The organism is Sodalis sp. RH22, from assembly GCF_047324165.1.
Lineage (GTDB): Bacteria > Pseudomonadota > Gammaproteobacteria > Enterobacterales > Enterobacteriaceae > Acerihabitans.
The window spans coordinates 1,816,707-1,833,423 of the sequence record NZ_CP178731.1 but is presented as its reverse complement, the minus strand read 5'-3'; the positions used below and the strand labels follow the sequence as shown (position 1 = coordinate 1,833,423).

At 61.8% G+C, this 16,717-nt stretch carries 13 protein-coding genes; 3 read left to right on the top strand and 10 right to left on the bottom strand.

Annotated elements, in window-relative coordinates:
• Nucleotides 1–278: 278 nt before the first annotated feature.
• From ACL2XN_RS08330 to amyA, 3 genes are all read left to right on the top strand, one after another.
• Nucleotides 279–1,871 (top strand): methyl-accepting chemotaxis protein, encoded by a 1,593-nt coding sequence (locus ACL2XN_RS08330; protein WP_410015633.1) that lies wholly within the window; start codon nt 279–281, stop codon nt 1,869–1,871.
• A 288-nt stretch (nt 1,872–2,159) separates the two neighbouring features.
• Nucleotides 2,160–3,422: an MFS transporter gene (locus ACL2XN_RS08325; protein ID WP_410015632.1), complete on the top strand. Its 1,263-nt coding sequence runs from the start codon at nt 2,160–2,162 to the stop codon at nt 3,420–3,422.
• An 80-nt stretch (nt 3,423–3,502) separates the two neighbouring features.
• Nucleotides 3,503–4,984 carry an alpha-amylase gene (gene amyA, locus ACL2XN_RS08320; protein WP_410015631.1) on the top strand — a complete coding sequence of 494 codons (1,482 nt, stop codon included), beginning with the start codon at nt 3,503–3,505 and terminating at the stop codon, nt 4,982–4,984.
• Nucleotides 4,985–5,040: 56 nt separating this feature from the next.
• Here amyA and ACL2XN_RS08315 read toward each other — a convergent pair whose 3' ends face one another.
• From ACL2XN_RS08315 to ACL2XN_RS08270, 10 genes are all read right to left on the bottom strand, one after another.
• On the bottom strand, nt 5,041–6,396 hold the full coding sequence (locus tag ACL2XN_RS08315) for an MmgE/PrpD family protein (protein ID WP_410015630.1): 1,356 nt from the start codon (nt 6,394–6,396) through the stop codon (nt 5,041–5,043).
• Entirely contained in the window at nt 6,393–7,343 is a 951-nt protein-coding gene (locus tag ACL2XN_RS08310) for a serine hydrolase domain-containing protein (protein WP_413722501.1), read from the bottom strand. Before ACL2XN_RS08310 ends, ACL2XN_RS08315 begins: the two co-directional genes overlap by 4 nt.
• A 19-nt stretch (nt 7,344–7,362) precedes the next feature.
• Nucleotides 7,363–8,100 (bottom strand): ABC transporter ATP-binding protein, encoded by a 738-nt coding sequence (locus ACL2XN_RS08305; protein ID WP_413723422.1) that lies wholly within the window; start codon nt 8,098–8,100, stop codon nt 7,363–7,365.
• An 80-nt stretch (nt 8,101–8,180) separates the two neighbouring features.
• Nucleotides 8,181–9,047 (bottom strand): ABC transporter ATP-binding protein, encoded by an 867-nt coding sequence (locus ACL2XN_RS08300; protein WP_410015628.1) that lies wholly within the window; start codon nt 9,045–9,047, stop codon nt 8,181–8,183.
• Nucleotides 9,040–9,975 (bottom strand): ABC transporter permease, encoded by a 936-nt coding sequence (locus ACL2XN_RS08295; RefSeq protein WP_410015627.1) that lies wholly within the window; start codon nt 9,973–9,975, stop codon nt 9,040–9,042. Before ACL2XN_RS08295 ends, ACL2XN_RS08300 begins: the two co-directional genes overlap by 8 nt.
• The gene (locus ACL2XN_RS08290; protein ID WP_410015626.1) at nt 9,972–11,057 is read right to left on the bottom strand and encodes an ABC transporter permease; all 1,086 of its coding nucleotides are present in this window, start codon (nt 11,055–11,057) and stop codon (nt 9,972–9,974) included. The genes ACL2XN_RS08295 and ACL2XN_RS08290 overlap by 4 nt, the downstream gene beginning before the upstream one ends.
• 38 nt (nt 11,058–11,095) lie before the next feature.
• Nucleotides 11,096–12,706 (bottom strand): ABC transporter substrate-binding protein, encoded by a 1,611-nt coding sequence (locus ACL2XN_RS08285; protein ID WP_413730644.1) that lies wholly within the window; start codon nt 12,704–12,706, stop codon nt 11,096–11,098.
• 80 nt (nt 12,707–12,786) lie between these two features.
• Nucleotides 12,787–14,229 carry an amidohydrolase gene (locus ACL2XN_RS08280; RefSeq protein ID WP_413722502.1) on the bottom strand — a complete coding sequence of 481 codons (1,443 nt, stop codon included), beginning with the start codon at nt 14,227–14,229 and terminating at the stop codon, nt 12,787–12,789.
• A 290-nt stretch (nt 14,230–14,519) separates the two neighbouring features.
• Entirely contained in the window at nt 14,520–15,455 is a 936-nt protein-coding gene (locus ACL2XN_RS08275; RefSeq protein ID WP_413728624.1) for a LysR family transcriptional regulator, read from the bottom strand.
• A 246-nt stretch (nt 15,456–15,701) separates the two neighbouring features.
• Nucleotides 15,702–16,595 carry a LysR substrate-binding domain-containing protein gene (locus ACL2XN_RS08270; RefSeq protein ID WP_413728623.1) on the bottom strand — a complete coding sequence of 298 codons (894 nt, stop codon included), beginning with the start codon at nt 16,593–16,595 and terminating at the stop codon, nt 15,702–15,704.
• Nucleotides 16,596–16,717 lie beyond the last annotated feature (122 nt).

The following is a 16,717-nucleotide window of genomic DNA, read 5'->3' as shown; positions in this document are numbered from 1 at the left end:
CCCCGCGCCGCAATGGCCCGTCATCGCTAAATAATGGTGGACCCCTGAGTATATTCTTAATAAACCCCGCCGCCGCTTTCATTATTTCCCGCCAGCGCAAGGCTATTATTTATTGCCGCAATGTTATTGATTTGTAATAATAAATATTAAAACCATTATTTAATGCCGCGTTAAGGATAAATAAGCCCATCGGCTGAAATAATAATAAAGTTTTTGCACCTCGGGCCGATTGAGCTGAAGCCCCCGCGTCTATTTATCCGCCTATTAATGAGGTGCAGATGAGAATTAACAATCCCGTTACTCTCAGTGAGTATAAGATTGACAGTGAAACAACATTACAATCCGCAACCGATCTCCAAGGTACTATTTTTTATGCCAATGCGGCGTTTGTCAGCGCGTCTGGATACCACTATCAGGATTTAGTTAATCAGCCTCATAATATTGTCCGCCACCCCGATATGCCGCCTGCGGCGTTTGCCGATATGTGGCATACGCTGCGGGCGGGGCATTCCTGGTCGGCGCTGGTCAAAAACCGCCGTAAGAACGGCGACTTCTATTGGGTACGCGCCAATGCGACGCCGACGGGCCATAACGGCCAGACCACGGGGTATCTCTCGGTGCGCATCGCCCCGACCGCCGAGGAGGTCAGACAGGCGTCGGCCTTATATCAGGATATGAATTCCGGCAGGGCCGGTCGCCGCCGCCTGGCGCTGTACCGGGGACTGCTGGTGCGCACCGGTTGGCTCGCGCCGCTGTCGCTGCTGCAAAAAATGCCCTTGCGCTGGCGTTTGCGCCTTGCGCTGTTGATGGCCGCCGCGCTGCCCGCGGTGGGCGCCGGCGTGTTCGCGCTCGGACCGGCGGCGCTTGGCGCCGTCACCCTGGGCGGATTGGCGGTGACCTCCGGCTGGCTGCACCGGCAGGTGGGAAAACCCATAGCCGTCATCCTGGCGCAGGCGCAAAGACTGTCGTCCTGCCAGAGAGGGGAATATGTCTATTTCAACCGGGTCGATGAAATCGGCTACCTGCTGCGCAGCGTTAACCAGATGGGCCTGAACCTGCGCTCCCTGACGGACGACGTCAGCGGCCAGATCAAGGATATCAGCAACGCCAGCGGTGAAATCGCCGCGGGGAACCGGCAGCTGAAAGTGCGTACGGAGCAGGCGGGCGATAACCTGCAGCAGATTATCAGCGCCACCGAGCAGCTGATGGCGAGCGTCGGCAACAGCGCCGACAGCGTTAATGAAACCCGGTCGCTGGCGGCAATGAGCAGCAGCGCCGCCGAAGAGGGCCGGGAAAGGATGACCGAGGTCATCAGTACCATGGGCGCCATCAGCGATTCCAGCCGCCGCATCGTGGATATTATCGCCGTTATCGAAGGGATTGCGTTCCAGACCAATATCCTGGCGCTTAACGCCGCGGTGGAAGCGGCCCGCGCCGGCGAGCAGGGCCGCGGGTTTGCGGTGGTGGCCGGCGAGGTCCGCCTGCTGGCGCAGCGATCGTCCATGGCGGCCAGGGAAATCAAGGATCTGATTGAAACCAGCGTTGAGCGGATAACGGACGGGAGCAAACTAGTGCAAAACGCCGGCGACACCATGGATAATATCGTCCAGCAGGCGGGCCAGGTGGCGAGCCTTATCGGCGAGATCAGCACCTCCTCGCAAGAACAGACCATGGCCCTGACCCTGATAAGCCAGTCCATCGGCCAATTGGACCAGACCACGCAGCAAAACGCGGCCATGGTGGAGCAATATGCCCAATCCGCTGAAGAATTGTCCCATAGCACGGTACGCCTGGCGGCGGCGGTAAACGTCTATCGCCCCCATCAGGAACCGCGCGCGGCGTCGCCTTCCCTTGCGCGCGGCGGGTCCTGACGCCGCCGTTTTCCGCGCCGGCGCGGCGGCGGCCGGGCCACCGGCGCTGTTGCTAACCGCTTGATTAATTCGCCGCCGCCAGCGATATTGTTAGCGGTGGCGGCGGGTCTTCCCGCCGCCGCCACGTTTGGCGTTGCCGCTTTCGGTAGCGTCGCTATTGCGCCGGGCAAATTTATAACGCTGTTTTAGCAAACAATCGCTTATTAAACTCCCCGCATTAACCGGCCCGGCCGGGGGCATGTCCTTCGGCCGGATCAGTCTGTTCATTACCGGATAACAGGATTGGCCATGCATTCTTCCGCTTCCGCCAGCTCGGACTCGCTGCTGCGGCATCCGTCTTTTGTCGCATTCTGGCTGGCCCGCACCGGCTCCGCCTTCGGTTTCCAGATGCTGTCCATCGTGGTGAGCTGGCAAATCTATACCATGACCGGACGCGCGTTTGACCTCGGCCTGATTGGCCTGGCGCAGTTCCTGCCGTCGGTGCTGCTGGCGCTGCCCGCCGGCCATGCTGCCGACCAGTTCGATCGCCGGCGCATCGTATTATTCGGCCAGATAACCGAATGGCTGGCCATTGCCGCGCTGGCGGCGCTGACCCTGATGCATTATGCCAATGAGCTGGCTATCCTGGGCCTGGTGTTTTTTATCGCCGTGGCCAAAACCATGGAGGCGCCGGCACTGCAGTCGATGCTGCCGGCGCTGGTGCCGCCGTCGATGCTGGCGCGCGCCATGGCCGCCAATGCCGCCTCCGGCGAGGCCGCGATGATGGTGGGTCCGGCGCTGGGCGGTTTTCTTTATGTCGCCGGGGCCGGTACGGTGTATATCGCCATCGGCGCGCTGTACCTGGTGTCGATCTGGATGGTCGCCCGCCTGCGCTACGAGCAGGCGCCGCCCAAACGCGTACCGGCCAGTTTCGCCACCCTTTTCGCCGGGGTGCGCTTTATCCGCGCCCGCCCCGATGTGCTGGGGGTGATCTCGCTGGACCTGTTCGCCGTGCTGCTGGGCGGCGCCACCGCGCTGCTGCCGATTTTCGCCAAGGATATCCTGCATACCGGCCCCTGGGGGCTTGGGCTGCTGCGCGGCGCGCCGGCGCTGGGCGCGCTGCTGGTCGGTTTCTGGCTGAGCCGCCGGGCGCTTGAGCGGAACGTGGGCATGATCATGTTCCTGTCGGTGGCCGGGTTCGGTATCGCGACCCTGGTGTTTGCGCTGTCCACCGCGCTCTGGCTGTCGCTGCTGGCCTTGTTCGCCCTCGGCGGCTTCGATATGGTGAGCATGGTGATTCGCGGCGCGCTGGTCCAGCTGGATACCCCCGACGCCATGCGCGGCCGGGTCAGCGCGGTCAATTCGATATTTATCAATACCTCCAACCAACTGGGCGAATTCGAGTCCGGCCTGTTGGCGGCATGGCTGGGCGCGGTGCCGGCCGCGGCCCTGGGCGGTATCGGCACCCTGGTGGTGGTGGGACTGTGGATGGCCTGGTTCCCCAATCTGCGCCGGCGCCAGCGGCTGCATAACGAGGAAAGGATGCAGGAAGGGGCCGCCGATACCCTGTAGCGGGCGGGCGGAAAAATAAGTGCGGTGGTCGCCCGGGTTTCTTCCATACTGTCTTTATCCTGTTAATGATGGAGTCCCGGATGCACAACCCGACACTGATGCAGTTTTTTCATTGGTATTATCCCGCCGGCGGTACCCTGTGGCATGAAGCCGCCGAACGGGCGGGCTGGCTGGCGGACATCGGCATCAGCCTGGTATGGCTGCCCCCGGCCTATAAAGCGGATACCGGCGCGCAGTCCGTCGGTTACGATACCTATGATTTGTTTGATCTGGGCGAGTTCGATCAAAAGGGCGGGCGGGCCACCAAATATGGCGACAAAGCGGCGCTGCTGGCGGCCATCGCGGCGCTGAAATCCCATCATATCGGCGTACTGCTTGACGTGGTGCTGAACCATAAAATGGGCGCCGACGAGCAGGAACGCATTCAGGTCAATCGCGTTGAAATCGAGGACCGGGAAGAAATAGAAGACCAGGCGATAGATGCCACCGCCTGGACCCGTTTCACCTTTCCCGCCCGGCAGGGCCAATATTCTCAGTTCGTTTGGGATCATAAGTGCTTTAGCGGCATCGACCTGATAGAGGATCCCGCGGAAAAAGGCATTTTCAAAATCGTCAATGACTATACCCGCGACGGCTGGAACGAAGAGGTGGACGACGAACTGGGTAATTACGATTATCTGATGGGCGCCAATATCGAATTCCGCAATCCGGCCGTCACGGCCGAACTGGCCCACTGGGGCCGGTGGGTGATGAATGAAACCCATTGCGACGGTTTTCGCCTGGATGCGGTCAAACATATCCCCGCCTGGTTTTACCGCGACTGGATCGACCAAATCCAGGCCGATGCCGCGCAGCCAATGCTGGTTATCGCCGAGTACTGGTCGCATAAAACGGCGATCTTGCTGCAGTATCTGGAGCAGGTGGCGGGGAAAACCATGCTGTTCGACGCGCCGCTGCAAATGAACTTCCATCATGCCTCGACGCAGGGCGCGGAATTTGATTTGCGGCAGGTGTTCAGCGATACCCTGGTGGCCGCCGACCCGGCCCATGCCGTCACCCTGGTGGACAATCACGATACCCAGCCGCTGCAAGCGCTGGAGGCGCCGGTGGCGCCCTGGTTCAAACCGCTGGCCTATGCGCTGATACTGCTGCGCGAGCAGGGCGTGCCGACGGTGTTTTATCCCGATCTGTTCGGCGCGTCCTATGAGGATAAAGACCAGGAGGGCAATGTCCGCGCCATCGAGCTGCCGGCGATCCCGGGGCTGGAGGCGTTAATCCGCGCGCGGCAGTTGTACGCGCACGGCCGGCAGACCGACTATTTCGACGATGCGCACTGCGTGGCCTTTCACCGCCACGGCACCGGCGAGCGGCCGGGCTGCGTGGTGATCATGTCCAACAGCGGCGAGGGCGAAAAACGCCTGCGGCTTGGCGCTGATTTTGCCCATGGGCGCCTGCGGGATTACCTCGGGCAGCATGAGGCGACGGTGACGCTGGATGAGACCGGCGCCGGTATCTTCAGATGCCGCGCCGCCGGCGTCAGCGTTTGGGTTGATGCGGGCTAAGCGGCTATCGGGTCCGCGGAAAACCGCGCTGTCATAGGGCGCATGGCGCCGCATCGTTATCCCATCATCAGCGCCTCCAGCGCGCCGAGATCCCTGGCGTTCCCCAGGTTTTTCAGCCCGTCGAACAGGGCGGCCGCGTGATCCAGGTCCGTGCAGCAGTCGATAAATTTTTGCCTGCGCTCGCCTTCGCTAAAAGGTTCCGCGTTGCTGCCTTTCGCCAGGCGGCGCTCAGCTTCCAGGCGGCGTCCGTCGCGCAGGGTGAGGGTAACGCGGTGCGGCAGCTTGTCGCCGGCCGGGACAGCGGCCTCTTGCTGCGCGCTGTAGGCGCGCATGCTGACGCGGGCCAGGCGCGCCGGATCGCTTTGCCGCGCTACCCGTGCGGGGGTAAAATCCTGTACGCTCAGCGCGCCGTGGCGCAGCCAGGTATCGACGCAATAGTGCATTGAGAAACGCGCCTGCATCTCATTTTCCGGTACGGTATAGGCCAGGTTGCGCCGGTTGGCGATGCCGACCAGCGTTTCTACCGAGACCACGTCGGCGTCGGTAAAATCATGGGCCTCCCGCAGGTCGGACAGCGTATCGACAATCATATGCGTCGAGCCGCAGCAGGGATGGCGCTTGGGCATTACCCCCACGCCGTCAATACTGTGCAGCCGGGTGCCGAGGATGGCCGGGATGTCCCAGCCGGCGGGCGCGGCGCCGCCGAACATTTCACCAAATCCCTGCGGCGCCTCGAGGATATCGATTCTGCCGCGCATGCCCTGTTGCGCCAATACGGCCGCGTCCACCGCGTTGCGGGCCGCCCAGCCCGCATGCAGCGGTTTGATGGGCGTGCCGAACTGGCCTTTGATGCCCGACGCAAAACTGACGGCGTTGCTTAAGGCGCGGGCAATGCCGTCCTGGTCCAGGCCCATCAGCCAGGCGACGCCCGCCGCCGTGCCGATGCAGCCGACCGTCGACGTGCCGTGCCAGCCGGCGGTGTAGTGCGCAGGCCCCACTCCCGCGCCGATAAACGCCTGCGCCTGCAGGCCGATCAGATAGGCGTCGATCAGTTGCCCGCCGCCGGCGTCGAGTTCATCCGCCACCGCCAGCAGCGCCGGCACCAGTACCGCCGAGGCGTGACTCATGCCCGGCCCGAAGTTGTCGTCATAGTCGATGGCGTGTGCCGACGTGCCGTTGATAAACGCGGCAATCGCCGCCGGGGCGCGGCCGCCGCCGATCACGCGCGCCCGGCCGCCGTGGCGCAGGTACATCTCGCCCGCCGCCCGCACGGCGAGCGCGGAAAAATCGCGCCGCCCGGCATAAAGACAGGCCAGCGTGTCGACAATCGCCAGGCGCGCCCGCTCCCGCGCCGTGTCGCTGAACCCGGTCTGGGCGCGGCTCCAGGCGGCAATGGCTTCAATCACGTTCATGTTTGTTCTCCCGAAAGTGCGGCCAGGAACGCCAGCACCGCATTGATTAACTGGCCGAATTGGAAACGGTTGACCTCGCGCCCCGCGATGTCGGTATTCACACGGTGGACCACCACGGCGTCCAGGGCGGGCAGTATCAGGCAGTAATGTCCCCCCGCGCCGTAGGCGAAATAGCTGCCGCTTGGGAGTAGGCATCCGGGCAATGCCACGCCGTCACGGGCCAGCCACCACATATAGCCGTAGGCACCGCGATCGCCGGCGTGGGAATAGGGCAGCAGGCTCTGGCGCACCCATTGCGCCGGGATAATCTGTTTGCCCCGCCAGTGGCCCTGTTGCAGAAACAATTGGCCGAAACGGGCCAGATCGCGGGTCGACAGGCGAAACGGATAGGCCGCGTGTCGCGAATGCGCTCCCGGTTCCATCCAGCCGTCCTGCGGCCTGAAGTCGGCCATACCGATCGGTTGGGCTATCTGCTCGAAAAACGCCCGGTGGATATCCATGCCGGCCAGCTGTCGGTAAGCGCTGCCCAGGGCGTTGAAATCCCAATTGTTATAACTCCACCGGCAGCCCGGCGGCTGGCTGTGGCGCGGGGGTTTGATCCGCGTCATCCACGGTGTTTCATAGTTGGCCGGGTGGTAGATACCCGATCGCGCCGTCAGCAGGTCATAAAGCGTGGCGCTGCGCTCAACGTCGCTCAGGGCGTTTATATCGTTGATATCGAGGGCGGCCAGCGTCAGCGATAAGTCGAAGCCGCCGCGCGCTACCTGGATGCCGATAAGCGCGCTGAGAAAGCTTTTGCGCATGGAATGGCAAAGAAAGCGCCGCCGCATGTCGCCATATTCCAGCAGGCTAACGCCGCCGCGCAGGATCAGCAGCGCGTCGCTGTCCAGGCTGTCGCAGCGCAGCAGCAGGGCGTCCCTGGCCTGATTTGCGTGAGTCGTCGTCATAATAACCGGCTCCTGGGCGCTAAAGGCTGCTGGCGGCGAGAAACTGCCGGGTGTAGGGCTCGGTCGCCTTGGCGCCCCGGATATCGTCGGCAGTCATCTCCTCGATCAGTTTGCCCTGGTGCATGATGGCCACCCGATCGCATAAATGGGCCACCACCGCCAGATTATGCGTGACCATCAAATAGGTCAGGTTGCGCTCGCGGCGCAGGGTTTTCAGCAGGTTGAGGATTTCCGCCTGCACCGACACATCCAGCGCCGATGTCGGCTCGTCCAGCAATAACACCTGCGGCTCGATAATCAGCGCCCGGGCCAGCGCCACGCGCTGCCGCTGGCCGCCTGAGAGCTGGTGCGGATAGCGATAGCGAAAGGCGTCGCCGAGGCCCAGGGCATGGAGCACGTCGGAGATACGCGCCTCGCGCCGATCCATGCCGTGAATCACCAGCGGCTCCAGCAGGGTGTGATACACCATCTTGCGTGGGTGCAAAGACGCGTAGGGATCCTGGAATACCATCTGGATCCGGCGGTAAAACGCCTTGTCGCGCACCGGATGCTGCTCGCGGTTCTGGTAGAGGATGGCGCCGGTATAATGGGCGTTCTGGCCGGTCAGTGCGCGCAACAGGGTGGATTTGCCGCAGCCGGATTCACCGATCAGGCCGTAGCTTTCGCCGCGCGCGATGCTGAAGGAAACGCCGTCCATCACCTGCTTGCGCAGGCGCCCCTTGCCGAAGGCGATGCCTAAATCGACGGTTTCGATCATCCGCTCGGCGGCAGGCGGCGGGGTATAGTCCTGCGCCTGGGCCGGCGCCGGGCGGGAAGGGTCGTTTATCGCGCAGGTCATCAGCATTGTTCTCCATAGCGATACACCGGGCCGGTCAGCCATGCCGGATCGCGCGCCGGGATCGCCAGCATATCCACCGGATGGCGCAGATCGGGCTGGCTGGCAAGCAGCGCCCGGGTATAGGGGTGCCGGGCGTTATGCAATTGATCGGCGGCGATTTCCTCCAGAATGCGCCCGCCGTACATGACCAGCGCCCGGTCACAGAACTTTTCCACCAGGCCCAGGTCGTGGGTAATAAACAACAGGCCGGTTTTACGCCGCTCCAGCAGGGCGTCAAGCACCCCCAGCACCTGCTGGCGCACGGTGACGTCCAGCGCCGATGTCGGCTCGTCGGCGATGATCAGATCCGGTTCGGGTATCAGCATCATGGCAATCATGATGCGCTGGCCCATGCCGCCGGAAATCTCATGCGGATAAAGCCTGAAAACCCGCTGCGGATCGCGGATGTTCACCGCGTCCAGCATCAGCAGCGTCTTGGCCCGCGCCTCGTGTTCGCCGACGTTAAAGTGGGTACGGTAGGCCTCGTTGATCTGCTGCCCGACGCGCATCAGCGGATTAAGTGAAAATTTAGGATCCTGCATTATCATCGAAATGCGTTTACCGCGGATTTTGCGCATCCCACGCTCGCCGGTAAGCAGGAGGTCGGTATCGCCCAGCCGCATTTTTTCGGCGCTGACGCGGGCGCCCCGCGGCGTGAGTTTCAGCAGTGCGCGCCCGGTCAGCGATTTACCGGAGCCGGATTCACCGACCAGGGCCACTTTTTCGCGGCCGATGGCGAACGAAATATCGCGTACGGCGTGGTGTTCCCGATGAGGGTCTTTAAACACCACGTTGAGGTGGCGCACTTCCAGCAGGGTATCAGTCATGGCGCAGATCCAGAACGTCGCGCAGGCCGTCGCCGAAGAGGTTAAAGGCCAGGCTGGTGAGAAGAATCGACAGGCCGGGAATGGCGGCAATCGTCCAGTTGGTCATCATGAACTGTCGCCCCGAAGACAGCATCGCCCCCCACTCGGGACTGGGCGCCTGCGCGCCTAGCCCCAGAAAACCAAGGCTTGCGGCAGTGAGGATAATCCCCGCCATGTTCAGCGTCAGGCGTACCACTACCGACGGCAGGCACATGGGGATGATATGGCGCAGGATAATGCGCATCTGCGATGCGCCCTGCAGGCGCACGGCGGCGACGTAATCCATTTTGCGGATCGACAGCGCTTCCGCGCGCGCCAGCCGGGCGATGGGCGGCCAGGCGGAGAGCGAAATGGCGATGATGGCGTTTTCGATGCCGGGTCCGAGCGCGGCGACAAACCCCAGCGCCAGGATAAGGCTCGGGAAGGCCAGGAAGATATCCACGATGCGCATCAAGAGGGTATCGGCCCAGCCGCCGAGGGTGCCGGCGATGGTGCCGACCAGCAGGCCTATCGGTCCGACGATCAGCGCCGACAGGAAGGTGATGTACAGCGTAATGCGCGCGCCGTAGATCAGGCGGCTGTAGATATCGCGCCCGAGTTCGTCAGTGCCGAGCCAGTAGCCGGCGCCGGGCGCGGCAAGGCGCAGCTGCAGGTTTTGCGCGTAGATATTATGGGTCGCCAGCCAGGGGGCGAACAGCGCGGCGACGGTAATGATCATCATCACCGCCAGGCCGAACAGCGCCGGGGTATTGCGGCAAAAACGGCGCCATTGATTGAGGCTCTGCTGCATACGCGCCTGCCAGGGCGTCGCGGGGACGGGGGCGTCCAGCCAGGCGCGCAGCGCGCGGCGCGACTGCCGGGTCAGCCGGGGTTTAGCCGAATCGGTCATGATTGCTCCTGACGGGTGCGCGGGTCGAAAATGCGGTAAAGCAGATCGCAAAGCAGGTTAATCCCCACGAAGATACTGCCGATCAACAGTGAACAGCCGACCACCGCGTTCATATCGCCGGCCAGCATGGCGTTGGTCAGATACCGGCCGAAACCGGGCCAGGCGAAGACGGTTTCGGTCAGCACCGCGCCTTCGAGCAAAAAGGCGTAGGAGAGCGCCACCACCGTCACCACCTGCACCGCCACGTTGCGAAACGCATGGACCCATACGCTGCGCGCCCATGACAGCCCCTTGACGCGGGCGGTGATGACATATTCCTGCGACAGTTGTTCAATCATAAAGCTGCGGGTCATGCGGCTGATGTAGGACAGGCCGCTGAGGCCGAGGATCGACGCCGGCAGGATCAGATGACTGAATACGTTGCCCAGCGCCGCCCAGTTGCCGGCAAGCAGGGTGTCCACCAGATAGAACCCGGTCACGCTCTTCACGTCGAATTCATAGATAAAGTCGATGCGCCCCGGCCCGCCGATCCAGCCGAGCGTGGCGTAGAACAGCACCAGTCCCATCAGCCCCAGCCAGAAATTCGGCGCGGAATGGCCGAGCAGGCCGATAAAACGGATGCAGTGATCAAACCAGGTATTGCGGTACATGGCGCTGAACACGCCGGCCGGAATACCCAGGCAGGTGCCGATGATCGCCCCCAGGCTCGCCAGCTCCAGGGTGGCGGGAAATACCCGGCCGATATCCTCGATGACCGGGCGTCCGGTGGTCAGGGCGTTGCCGAAATCCAGCCTGGCGACGTGTTGCAGATACAGTAAAAATTGCTGCCACAGCGGTTTATCCAGCCCCAGCAGGCGATACATTTTTTGGTAGGCTTCCTGACTGGCGTTATCGCCCAGCACCGCCACCACCGGATCAATGGGCAGCAGACGGCCGATAAAGAAAGTTAGCGCCGCCAGTCCCAACAGCGTGCAAAGCACGGAAACCAGCAGCTTGCCCAGCCGCGCGCCGTGCCCGCCCAGCCTGAGCCAGAGCGGGTCGGCCGGGTGTTCGGCCGTGGCGGCCGGATCGATTAGCGACATCGGTGACTCCTTGCGTGAAAACGACCCTATCGTCGTGGTTATTTAGCCGCCATGGCGTAATACACGCGAAAACCGTTCCAGGTCCAGTCCTTCACCTGTTTGGTCAGCCCGGCGGTGTTGTACATCTGGAACATGATCGCCATCGGGCCCTGCTGCATCTGCTCTTCCTGCAACTGGTGATAGCGCGCGATACGTTTTTGATCGTCCGGCTCCAGCAGGGCGTCGGTGACCTGCTGGTTCATCGCCGGGTCAAAATAGGCCGCGCGCCAGCTGGGATATTGCGTATTTTTGGCCTCCTTGCCGTTGTCCGGATTGAAAACCAGGCGCGAGGCGTTGCCATAGGCGTCCGGTACCGAGGTCTGCCACGCCATCATGGCGCTCTGGAACTCACGTCCGCGCACGCGGCTGAACAATTGGGCGTTGGCCATGCTTTCAATCGTGAGTTTCACGCCGATTTTCGAGGCGTTTTCCTGGGTGCTTTGCGCGATGGGGGCGGAGTGCGGCAGGGTGCCGATAATCAGTTTGGCGGTAAAGCCGTTGGGATAACCGGCTGCGGTTAACAGCTGCCTGGCTTTATCGAGATCGAGCCTGAACGGCTGTCCGGCGTCTTTATCCAGCGCGCCGTAGGCGCCGAGCTGGGCGAAGCTGGCGCGGGGCACGCCGAGGTACGGCATCACGGTGGACGCCAGCCCCTGGTAATCAATCAGGTAACGCATCGCCAGGCGCACCTGGGGATTTTTGAAAATGGGATCCTCATTGTTAAAGGTCCAGAAAAACAGCTGCGGCTTGAGCACCTTATCGACGCGCACCTGGCCGCCCTGGTCCAAATCACGCAGGTCGTCCGGCGCAAGGTCGCGCGCGATATCCACGTCGCCCTGGGTCAGCAGTAAACGCTGGGTGCCGGTTTCCGCCACATGACGGATCAGGATGCGCTGCAGTTTGGGGGCGGCGCCCCAATAGGGCTTATTCGCCTGCAGCATGACGCCTTCACCGGCGTTCCAGCGCATCAGCTGGTAGGGACCGACGCAGGCGGTATGGGTGGTCAGGTATTTATTGCCCATATCGCCGTTAACGGCGTTTTGCTCGACCAGCGCGCGATCAAGGGTGGTGGAGACGTTATTGGCCGCAATCGCCTGCAGCACCAGGTTGGCCGGATACGACCGGTCGAAGGTCATCACCAGCGTATTGTCGTCCGGTGCCGTGATACGCTGGGTAACGTTGTCTTTGTTAAAGCCGAATTCGGTCAGGGTGGCTGAATTGCCGAAGCCCAGCAGCACCACCCGCTGCAGCGACCAGGCGACATCCCGCGCCGTCGCTTTATTGCCTGACGGAAACGCCAGCCCGCTGTTGAGATGGAAGGTGATTTGCCTGTGGTCCGCCGCAATGTCCCAGCTTTTCGCCAGGCGGGGTATCACGTTGGCTTCATCTTTGGGGTCGAAATCGACCAGCGTATCGCAGGTGTTCTTAATGATTTCATTGGTGACCACCTCCCCGATCTGCGCCGGGTCAAAGGTACTGATGGCATCGATATTCCATGCCATCACCAGTGAATCCGGCGGCGTTTGCGCGTGCGCCGCCGGGGGCGGCAGGGCGTATCCCAGCGTCAGCGCGATCAGGGTGTTCAGGGTACGTCTGCGGGTAGTGCGCATAAATTCCGCTCCTGTGAAGAGAAATGGCGAATCGCCGAAAATGCGCCGCGGCATGACGGCGACGGGACAGACAAAAACCGTCATTCGGCCGGGCGCGGTTGCAGCGGCGGTTGCACGTCGGCGGGAATAGGGCAGACATAAGGCGTTTGCGCGGTGAGTTCGTAGTGCGCGGTTTTCGCCTGCGCCAGCAGGACCTTATCGGTCAGGGTATCGATGGCGGTGGCGGCCATCACCTTGGCGGCGTAGGCCAGCCCCTTATGCGCGGCGGGCATCATGCCCTGCGCGGTCAGTTGCCAAGAATGGCCCGGCGTGCCGATGGCGTAGGTGGGGACGTGGGCCTGTACGGTCGGCAGCACCCAACTGATGTCGCCAACGTCGGTGGAGCCGAGCATCAGTTCGCCGGCCGCGTCCAGGGGCACGATGAATTCGCACAGCGCGGCGGCCTGGGGCGGTGTTTTCATGCCGATGCGGCGATAGGCGCTCTGTATATCCTCCGGGGACAGGGTGGCCTGGATGTCGGCGGCAAAGGCTTTGTCGGCATCGTCGAAGGCGAGGGGACCCAGCAGGTCGAAATTACGCTGCATGGCGTCCTCCAGCGGTTCGTTGCCCAGCAGGTTGGCGACGGCGCTCATGATGCTGATATCCACCGTAGTCTCGGTCATCATCGCCGCGCCCGCCGCCACTTTTTTCACCCGTTCATTAAGGGCGAACATGGCATGGACGTCACGGGAGCGGATAGCGTAACGTACCGCCGCGCGCGCCTGCACCACGTTCGGCGCGATGCCGCCGGCGTCGAGCATGGCGTAGTGAATGCGCGAATCAGAGGGCACATGTTCACGCAGGTAGTTGACGCCGACGTTCATCAGTTCGACCGCGTCCAGCGCGCTGCGGCCCAGATGCGGCGACGCGGCGGCATGGGAGGCGCGGCCGTGGAAAACAAAGTCCATACGGGTATTGGCCAGGGATTCGGCGCGCGCCACTTCGCTGAAGGCCGACGGATGCCAGGTAATGGCGATATCCACGTCGTCAAACGCGCCGGCGCGGGCCATAAAGGATTTTGCCGCGCCGCCTTCCTCCGCCGGGCAGCCATAGTAACGTACACGGCCCGGCGCGCCGGTTTGCGCCAGCCAGTCCTTAATCGCCGTAGCGGCGAGCATGGCGGCGGAGCCGAGCAGGTTGTGACCGCAGCCATGGCCGTGGCCGTTGCCGGGAATCGGTTCCGGACGCGCGATGCCGGCGACCTGGCTCAGTCCCGGCAGCGCGTCGTATTCACCCAGTATGGCGATGATCGGACCGTCCTGGCCGGCTTCCCCCATGACGGCGGTGGGAATGCCGGCGACATTTTCCGTGACGCGAAAACCCTGGGTCTTGAGCATGTCGGTATGTTCGGCCACCGAACGGTATTCGGTATAGGCGATTTCAGGCATGCCCCAGATACGATCGCTCAGGGCGGTGAACAGGTTTTTCTTTACATCGACCAGGTTCCAGACCAATGCTTTCTGCTGCGCTGTTGCGTTATTCACCTGAATATCCTCGTGCCGGTGGATGGGGTTGTTGTTGATGTGTCGGGCCGGAAAAATAATGGGAACCCGTTCAGGATGTGGATATCGGCGGCAAAGATCCAATGAGACTTTCAACTGGCCTATTCCAAAATTGCATAGCGTGCCGCGGCATGGTTTTGTGGCGTTAGGGGAAATTATTTATTTGATATATAGTGTTTTTATCACGGAAATAATCGCCCGCCCCGGCCGTTGAAAGGCAGGGAAACAGTGGATCGCCAGGCTGATTAAACCGCCCGGCGCGTGGGCGCGGCTCAGGCTGCCGCGTGGGTCCGGTGCAGCAGGGCGGCCCGGTTCCACAGGCGCTCGGCCTGGATGTTGCGGAATTTTTCCAGCCGGTAAAGGCGAATGCCGGCCTGGATATCCCAACTGCGGTCGCCCGCGCGGATCAGGGTACCGGCGGCGAGTTCTTCATCGATCAAACTTGACGGCAACCAGGCGGTGCCGCAGCCGGAAATCGTCATGGCCTTCAGGCCGCTGGAGATTGAATTTTCATAAATGGTCTTCAGCGGCAGCGGGCGCGTGGCGAACAGCGCGCTCAGCGCATGGGCGAAAAATGAGCGTTTGCCATAGCTAAGATAGGGGATAGGCGCCTGGACGCCGTCGGCGGCCCGGCTCTCATCAATGGGATAAAGCGGCTTGCCGCCGCTGTCCGGCGCGCAGACGGCGATGGCCCGTTCCTCGCCCAGTTCGAGATAAGGAAAACGTTGCAACTGTTTCATCAACGGCACGGAGTCGTGCGCGTAGGTCAGTAAAAAATCGGTTTCACCGTCGAGCAGGAGGGAGATATTGCCGCTGAAGGAAGGTTGCTGATCGCATAAACGGATATAGCCGTATTGGTGGGAGGGTTCGACGGCGTTAATCCAGGACGGAAAAAACGTCAGCGACAACGTATTCAGCGTGGCGAAATGCACGATGGCGTGCTTATGCATATGACGCTCGCGGATATCGTTGCGTAGCCGGGTCATGGAAAACACCATTTCCGCCGCGGTTTGCAGAAAATCCTGCCCCTCTGCCGTCAGGCGGATCGGGTAGGCCTTGCGATCAAACAGCGGCACGCCGAGCCACTCTTCGAGCTGCTTGATCCGGCGGCTTAGCGCGGACTGGGTAATGTTTCTCTCATTAGCCGCCCGCGTAAAGCTATAGCACTGAGAAACGCTGAGAAAATCTTCCAACCATTTCAGTTCCATCGGATAACCCCTGGCTAGTTATGATCACCCTATCTATGGGAGAAAGCGCATTGCGCCCGGGTCGTTGCTTGAGAAGCCATATGGCGACTTAACCTGCAGCAAGATCCACGCCAACGGCAAAAAAGAATGAGTGTCTTTGTTTTTCAGGGGATTACGCGAACAGGCCGGCGTAATGCTTGTCATGGCCCGGCTTGGCGGCGGACGGGTTGTCGCGCGCTGCACCGTCAAGGGGCAGCGCGCGCGCGGTTATTGCTGAAAGCGTATCGCGTCGATAAACAGGGCAAAGGCGGTGGTATGCTGTTTACGGCTGGGATAATACAGGTAATATCCCGGGAACGCGGGGCACCAGTCTTCCAGCACCCGGATCAGCTGTCCGCTCGCCAGGGGTTCTTGCACCGTATCATCCGGTACGAATGCCAGACCGAATCCCGCGATGGCGGCATCAATCCGCTGACGCAGGCAGTTAAAGGTTAACTGGCCGTCGACGCGGACCTTTAGCTCATGGCCCGCTTTTTCAAATTCCCAGGCATATTTGCCCCCGAGTGTGGGCAGGCGCATATTAATGCAGCGGTGATGCTGTAATTCCTGCGGCGTCGCCGGTATGCCATACCGGTCCAAATACGCGCCCGCGCCGACCACCGCCATTCGCATCATCGGCCCGATACGCACGGCGACCATATCCTTGGCGACCTGTTCACCCAGGCGTATGCCGGCGTCATAACGCCCGCTGACGATATCCGTCAGGCTGTTATCCACGGTAATTTCCACATTGATATCCGGATACCCCGCCAGGAAGCGTTTCAGGACCGGCCACAGGACATAATCCATCGCATGTTCTCCGGCGCTTATCCTGATATTGCCCGCCGGCTGGTCACGCATTTCACCCAGGGCGTCCAGCTCGCTCTCGATGTCGGCGAAGCGCGGACCCAGCGAATGGAGCAAGCGTTCGCCCGCTTCGGTCGGCGCCACGCTGCGCGTGGTGCGCGTTAACAGCCTGAGCCCCAGGCGCTCTTCCAGGCTGCGCATGGCGTGGCTTAGCGCCGACTGGGAAACCCCCAGTTTCGCCGCCGCTTTTGTGAAGCTGCGTTCCTTTGCCACCACCAGGAAAGAAATGAGGTCATTGAAGTTTTCTCGTAACATTACGCCGCCTGCGTTGTGCGCATCATTTGCATTGCCCTTATTCTATACATATATGCTTGGCTGCGTTCAGACCTCAGTCCGGGAGATTGCAACAACATTTATGAATCCATTTCATAAGCTCA